Source organism: Companilactobacillus kimchiensis (assembly GCF_001438805.1).
GTDB classification, from domain to species: domain Bacteria; phylum Bacillota; class Bacilli; order Lactobacillales; family Lactobacillaceae; genus Companilactobacillus; species Companilactobacillus kimchiensis.
In genome coordinates this window covers 1-7204 of sequence record NZ_JQCF01000048.1, presented here as the reverse complement: position 1 = coordinate 7204, position 7204 = coordinate 1, and the positions used below count along the sequence as shown (strand labels likewise).

Below are 7204 nucleotides of genomic sequence, written 5' to 3'. Positions count from 1 at the left end.
ATTGACCCCAATGGGGTTGGCTTTGTTACTTATACTAAAAATCAGCCTACTTCTGTTACTGCTGATGTAATCATCCAATCTAATCTTGGGGAACAAACTGTCAATAAAACTGGTAACGTTGGTGAGACCATTCCCGTTGATGTTCCAAATATAGATGGTTATACTCCCGATAAATCTACTGTGAACGCTCTTGTCTCTGCCAATGGTATTGATGTTATTGACCCCAATGGGGTTGGCTTTGTTACTTATACTAAAAATCAGCCTACTTCTGTTACTGCTGATGTAACTATCAAAACTAGTCTTGGGGATAAAGCTGTCAAAGCATCTGGTGAGGTTGGTACAACTATCAATATTCCTGTCCCTGTAGTTGCTGGTTATACTGCTGATAAAACTTCCGTTAAAGGAAATGTCACTAAAGATGGAATCTCAATTGTTGAACCTGATACGACTGGTTATGTTACTTATACAAAAATAAATAATAATAACAATAATGGTGGTGGCAATACTGTCAAACCATCTGGTCCATCTATTAGTAACTCTGAACAATATGTTTCTATTCTCCCTGAATCTAATAAAACACAATTGTATAGTTTGGATAATGATAAGATGAATTTCATCCCCAATACGTATCTGGCTGAAAAAACCGATTGGCACAGTGATCAAGTGGCCACTATTAACAATGATACGTATTACCGCGTAGCAACCAATCAATGGGTGAAATCAAACTTTGCCTATCTTTATATACCTACAAATGGTGTTGTCAAAATAAGTGATCACAATCAACGTCTAACTAACTCTGCTGGTAAGCTTGTTATGATTCGTGAATTAGGGGCTGATTCACTGTGGTTGACCGATCGTATCGCTTATATCAATAACAAACCTTACTATCGAGTTTCGACTAATGAATTTGTTCCTACCGATGCATTTAATATTTCATTTAACTGATTTAAGAAATCAGTCTGAGACATAACTATTTTTCCATCAATAAAAGGACACATACTAACTGATAAGACTCTCACTTAAGTTCGATTAAACCAGGAAGTGTACGTAACTTCCCGTGTTCCGTAAAAAATTGGAATAGGCTGGAACGCTGCTGATCCTATTTTCAATTTTTACACCAGACTAGATTCTACGATTATTTGATTGTTTTCTTAATGAAAATAATAGTGTTAAGTTTCAAAAAGCCCATATCATCATAGGATATGAGCTTTTTTGATATAAATTTTAATAAACCGTTATTTCTAAAACAAATTAAACCAAACTAAAAATATCCATCAAGCGTAATTTCATCTCAGTCTAGTTTCCCTAAATTTATAAATGTTTAGCAAATTTTAACTATCCAACATTTAAAACAGAAAATTAGCTCGGAGCAAGGAAGAAAAATAGCTCAATAGTCAAATTTGACTTAGCTGGCGTACTTGTCTGGCTTGTTCCAGCTATTTTTTCTTCCTTATGGAGAGCGACAATTCAACAACAACTCCGTTAACTTACGATTTAACTGAACTTAAGTAAGAATTTTTCTTTCACACTAAAAATCAGACTTTTTACTGCCAAAAGGTTTAAACTATCATTAAAATATATCTAATATGTTTCACATGGAACATATTGTATTTCTTACTTGCTTAAACACTACATATGGTATTCAAATATTTAATTAATAATATCGGCAATTCCTTTGATGTCAGTTGGCGTTGTCCGGCAGCAACCACCAATCAATTTAGCCCCTGCATCAAGCCATTCAGGTACCAAATTTTTGAAACTATCGGCTTGAGGATTGGATTGCCACGTTTTAGTTATTGGCTCATAAATATCGCCATTATTAGGATAAACGATAATTGGTTTATCAGTGATAGATTTAATATTCTTAACTGTTTCAGTAATGTTTTCTAAGGTCGTACAGTTAACCCCGATTGCTGAAATTTGTTTATTATCTTCAAAATGATGCACAGCTTCATAAATCGAAGTTCCATCACACAAGTTTTCAGGATTTTTAATACTAAAACTCAGCCAAGCATGTTGGTCTGGAAATTTATTAACTAATAAATCAGCTAATGCCTTAGTCTCTTCAAAATTAGGTTGGGTTTCAAAAGCAAATAAATCAACTCCGGCCTGATTCAGCAAAGTCATTCTCTGCAAATGAAAAGCCTGGTATTCTTCGGTAGTTAATTTATAATCGCCACGATATTCACTACCATCAGCTAAATATGCACCATATGGTCCAATACTTCCTGCAATCAATGGATATTGAGCACGCTTAGACCTTTCATCATCAGAAAGTGAATCATAATAACTTTTACGAGCCTTTTGAGCTACTTTAACTGCTTTTATAATCAGTTTTTTACTCTCTTCACCGGTTAATCCCAACTCCATAAATTTACTTACGTTAGCTTGATAAGTATTGGTTATTGCAACATCAGCACCACTTTGAAAATAACTTTTGTGAACGGCCGTAATAGCTTCTGGCTTTTCAATCAAAGCTGTTGCTGACCAAAGATCGGTATCAGTTTTCACGCCGTGTTTTTCTAATTCAGTTGCCATCGCGCCATCGACCACCAAAGCAGTTTTATTCTTCAAATTTTCAGCTATTAAATCACTCAAATTAACATCTCCCAAAATTCTGTGCTATTGCCATATAAAATAATGTAGTTTATCATACAAATATTAGGCTTTTTTAATTTTATTCTAATATTATAAATAATACAAGGTGCTTACCCATGGAAAACAAAGAAAATACACAACATACCAAATTAAAAAGAAATATGGAATCACGGCACCTTTTCATGATTTCATTAGGTGGTGTTATCGGAACCGGACTATTTCTCAGTTCTGGTTACACTATCCATGAAGCTGGACCTATTGGAACTATTCTAGCCTATGGCATTGGAGCAGTTGTTGTTTATCTTGTCATGCTCTGTCTAGGAGAATTATCGGTTGCCATGCCCGAAACTGGTTCTTTTCACGTCTATGCAGATCGTTACATTGGACCAGGTACTGGCTTCACCGTCGCCATTTTATATTGGCTGACCTGGACTGTTGCTTTGGGCTCTGAGTTTACCGCGGCTGGTTTAATTATGCAACAATGGTTTCCCCATTCCCCAACATGGATCTGGAGTGCCCTATTTATGGCCGTAATTTTCGTTTCTAATGCATTGTCAGTGCGATTCTTCGCTGAAACTGAATTCTGGTTTTCAAGTATTAAGGTTATCGCAATTATTCTTTTCATTATTGTCGGTTTCTTGGCCATCTTCGGTGTCATTCATGTCCAAGGTACAAACCATGCACCAATGTTTTCCAACTTATTCAAGGATGGTTTGTTTCCCAACGGTTTTAAAGCCGTTTTTACCACTATGTTGACTGTTAATTTTGCTTTTTCAGGAACTGAATTGATCGGTGTCACAGCTGGAGAAACTAAGAATCCTGGCAAGAATATCCCGCGTGCTATTCACACCACACTTTTCCGATTAATCATCTTTTTTATTGGTAGTATCGTCGTTATGTCTGCACTGATTCCTTGGCAAAAGGCTGGAGTTAATCAAAGTCCTTTCGTCTTAGTTTTCAAAAGTATTGGTTTACCATTTGCTGGAGATTTAATGAACTTCGTTGTGTTAACCGCCATCCTATCAGCTGCCAACTCTGGACTTTATGCCTCAACCAGAATGCTTTGGTCCCTAGCTCACGAAGGAATGATTCCTTTAAAGTATGCTAAAACTAACTCCCGTGATGTACCAATGATTGCTCTGTGTTTGAGTATGGTCGGTGGAATTCTTGCCTTAGTTTCCAGTGTCGTTGCCGCCTCAACTGTTTATCTAGTCCTAGTTTCCATTTCAGGTTTAGCAGTCGTAATTGTTTGGATGGCAATTGCATTATCAGAAATCAACTTCCGTAAGAGTTTTCTCAAATCTGGTCATACGGTCGATGAGTTAAAATTCAAAACACCTTGGTATCCCGTTGTTCCTTGGGCTGCCTTTATCATGAGTCTCTTGTCATGTGTCTTAATCGTCTTCGATCCTAATCAACGAACCGCTCTCTTCTATATGATTCCATTCTTAATTCTCTGTTATGCGGTTTATTATGGCAAAGAATATCTCAAAAAACATCGTGCTTTAAATGTTGATAAATAAAAAATATGTGCGATTGAATCTCCTAACATAGGCTCAACATCAAAATAAGCTGTGGTAATCTGAAAAAAGATTATCACAGCTTATTTTTTAAGAGCACCTCGCAAAAGCCAACTCATTTTTTCTTAAATTGTTTGACTACCCATTTCTTTAGAAATCCCTAGAATTTCAATTATTGGATAAATCATCAATAATCCTAAGAAAATAAAACTAAAGCTATAAGCATATTGAAGTGTAACAAAATTAGATAATAAACTGATTAACAAGGAAACCAATGAAATTCCCAATCCCTGTACCAAAGAACTAGTAACAGAATTTAAAGTATTCGCACTATTACGATCAGTTGGCGAAATTTCAGACAAAATCAAACCATTAAAAGCCGTTAACCCTAAAGAACGACCTACTCCAGAAAAGAATGCCAAAGCCATAATAATAATTGCTGGGGTGGTAGGACTAACCCAGAAGAACGCTATCGAGCTGAGTAAAACTGTCATGAATGAACTCAACAAGGCACCTTTATAGGTCAAGCTTTTAATAATTATTGTCGTAAATGGCTTAATGCCAATATTACCTAAGAAAATAAAAATAACGTAGGTTCCAGCTACAACGGCCGACCAGTGGAAAACATTTTGTAAATATATTGTTAATAGATATGGCATTGCTCCAACTGACAGCCACAAAACTGAACCACTGGTCTGGCTGATTCGAAATGATTTTACCCCCATCGCTTTCAGTGAAAACAATGGATTATTGGCTCTTAATAGATGTCGACAAGTTAAATAACCAAACAAAATTCCTAGTACAATCATTCCTAATCCTAATATTTTAATACTGGTTTGCTTATTAGTTACCACATCCGCACCAACCACTATCAAACCAGAGGCTAGAGCAATTTCAAAGAAACCGGTCCAATCAAACTTAGTGTGTTCACGTTTAATATCTCCAGGAATCATCCTTCGACCAATCATAAAAGCTATAATTCCGATTGGTAGATTGATCAAGAAAATCCAATGCCAACTCAAGTAAGTAATAATCATTCCACCAACTACTGGAGCGATGGCTGGAGCAATTAGAGCTGGCCAAACAAAATAACCAGTCATTCGTAGTAACATTTTAGTTGGCGTTTTTTCTAAAACAATTAATCGGGCTGTTGGTGTCAGCAAGGCACCTGAAAATCCTTGTATGATACGCATAAGAATTAAGATAGCAAAATTAGGTGACAAGGCACTGCCTAAGGAACTAGTAGTAAATAAAACAATGGCAATTAACCAAATACGTTTATTTCCAAAGCGACTAGCTAACCAACCACTCAAGGGAATAAAAATAGCCGTCGCTACCATATAGGAACTAACTAAAAATGATATCTGGGACATGGTGGTATTAAAATACTGTGCCATTTTGGGTAAAGCAGTTGTAACAATGGTTCCATCTAACATTTCCATGAATAGACTGGTTGCCATCAATAGTGCTAATTTAATTTCTTTTGACATAAAAGTCTCCTTATATACATCTAAAAGATGTATTGATTTTGATAAAAAAAAGTTTATTTTATTTAAATTTTTTCTATTTTCGGTATGGTAAATCATTCAAAAAGTTTGTTGCCCAATCAATTGCTAGATTGGCCTCGGATAATTTCAACTCTTGTTTCTTTTCGGCATACCAATGATCAATTTTTTCATCAGCAGCAAATTCTTTGATCAATGGTAGCAATTCATCGACTGTTTTCTGTTGTTCACGAATAAATGACTTCAATAATTCCTGTTGATCAACTAAGGGTAAATGCTGCATCGCATCAAGTTTAATTAAATAAATATCACGATTTTTGGCACCTTCAGGAACATCTTCCCGCATTAATTCAAAAAATCTTGCTTGTCCTTTAGGAGTAATAGTAGCTTGCTTCTGAGTTCTACCATCTTCAATGGTTTCAATCGTAACCAATCCTTGATCCGCCATTTTATCTAACAACGGATATAACACGCCAAAACTAATCTTACGGTTCCGACCTAGAGATACTTGTAAAGCACTGCGCAAATGATATCCAATTTGGGGAGCTTCCATTAATTCCCCTAAAATAAATAATTCATTCATCATTTTTTGATTCTCCAACTATCTAAAAGATGTATACAGAATATATCTTTTAGATGTAAGTGTCAATCACCTTTTTTACAGCAATGCACTATCATTGTCTTGTAAGGGTTAAAAGGGTTTAATATAAAGGTATAGGCACTAAAAATTGGGAGAAGTTGATATATATGAATAAAAAAGCAGATCTTGACGACGAAAGCACTTTAACTAAGGTTATTGATGACGTCGCTGATGGCATTAATGAGGCTGGTCCGGTCTTCACTGCTCAGGATGAAGAACCACTTCAAGAAAGTAACGGAAAACAAGCTGTTCGTTATTTACTTTGGGGATTACTTTCAGTTGTCGTAAATTTTGGAACGTTCTTTGTACTTTATCACGCTATGAATTTAAACTATCAATTTGCTAATATTGTTGCTTGGTTCTTAGGAGTTCAAGCTGGTTTCTGGGTTGATCGAATTATCGTCTTCCGTCACAAGTCAGATGCACCCTTACGTGAGATGTTGGCTTTTTATGGTACACGTGTTTTAACCTTTTTAATTGAATCAGCCACCCTTTGGGTCGGAATTTCTTTACTCAGCTTCAGTGGAACCGGTTCAAAAGTCATTGGTCAAATTTTGGCCATTGGCGGTAACTATATTCTTTCGAAATTTTTCATTTTCAAAAATAAAGATTAATTTTAAACACACAGGTATGTAGAAAAGACCGTAGTAATCGTTTTTTGATTCTTGCTCATGATTGGTTAAAGTGGTGTCTTTCTTATCCTGCCGTCGTCCGCACAAATTCTGATTGGGCTGGAACATAGCAGGCACAATTTTGAGCTAATGCAAGTTCGGCATCATCTCAAAACTTGGCCTTATTCTAAGACATCGCTACGCGCTGCCTAAGAATAATTTTGCTATTGAGCCCATCAGAATTTATGCTACCGACTAGAGTTTCGATATTTGTTATTCAGTCAAAAATGATTTGATTCCCACTAATTTATTTCAAATGATATTAAAAAG

6 protein-coding genes are annotated in these 7204 nt (G+C 35.8%); 3 read left to right on the top strand and 3 right to left on the bottom strand.

The features are described from left to right. On the top strand, window positions 1-945 hold a 945-nt coding region (locus IV57_RS13250), incomplete at its 5' end, for an SLAP domain-containing protein (RefSeq protein ID WP_083488982.1). 705 nt (window positions 946-1650) lie between these two features. Here the strand turns inward: IV57_RS13250 and mmuM are convergent. Continuing rightward, window positions 1651-2598: a homocysteine S-methyltransferase gene (gene mmuM, locus IV57_RS12640; RefSeq protein WP_057881886.1), complete on the bottom strand. Its 948-nt coding sequence runs from the start codon at window positions 2596-2598 to the stop codon at window positions 1651-1653. A 116-nt stretch (window positions 2599-2714) separates the two neighbouring features. Between mmuM and IV57_RS12635 the strand changes: the two genes are divergently transcribed. Continuing rightward, window positions 2715-4121, top strand: a complete 1407-nt coding sequence (locus IV57_RS12635) for an amino acid permease (protein WP_057881885.1) — start codon at window positions 2715-2717, stop codon at window positions 4119-4121. Between the two features lie 122 nt (window positions 4122-4243). Here the strand turns inward: IV57_RS12635 and IV57_RS12630 are convergent, their stop codons facing one another. Together IV57_RS12630 and IV57_RS12625 are read right to left on the bottom strand one after the other, a co-directional pair. Continuing rightward, window positions 4244-5608 carry an MFS transporter gene (locus IV57_RS12630; protein ID WP_057881884.1) on the bottom strand — a complete coding sequence of 455 codons (1365 nt, stop codon included), beginning with the start codon at window positions 5606-5608 and terminating at the stop codon, window positions 4244-4246. A gap of 73 nt (window positions 5609-5681) precedes the next feature. After that, window positions 5682-6209 carry a PadR family transcriptional regulator gene (locus IV57_RS12625; protein WP_057881883.1) on the bottom strand — a complete coding sequence of 176 codons (528 nt, stop codon included), beginning with the start codon at window positions 6207-6209 and terminating at the stop codon, window positions 5682-5684. Window positions 6210-6370: 161 nt separating this feature from the next. On the opposite strand from IV57_RS12625, the gene IV57_RS12620 reads away from it, so the two are divergent. After that, entirely contained in the window at window positions 6371-6877 is a 507-nt protein-coding gene (locus IV57_RS12620; RefSeq protein WP_057881882.1) for a GtrA family protein, read from the top strand. Window positions 6878-7204 lie beyond the last annotated feature (327 nt).

Excerpts from the sequence above, each read along its gene's own strand:
- IV57_RS12635 (WP_057881885.1), top strand. The coding sequence starts at position 2,715 with ATGGAAAACAAAGAAAATACACAACATACCAAATTAAAAAGAAATATG.
- IV57_RS12630 (WP_057881884.1), bottom strand. The coding sequence starts at position 5,608 with ATGTCAAAAGAAATTAAATTAGCACTATTGATGGCAACCAGTCTATTC.
- IV57_RS12625 (WP_057881883.1), bottom strand. The coding sequence starts at position 6,209 with ATGATGAATGAATTATTTATTTTAGGGGAATTAATGGAAGCTCCCCAA.
- IV57_RS12620 (WP_057881882.1), top strand. The coding sequence starts at position 6,371 with ATGAATAAAAAAGCAGATCTTGACGACGAAAGCACTTTAACTAAGGTT.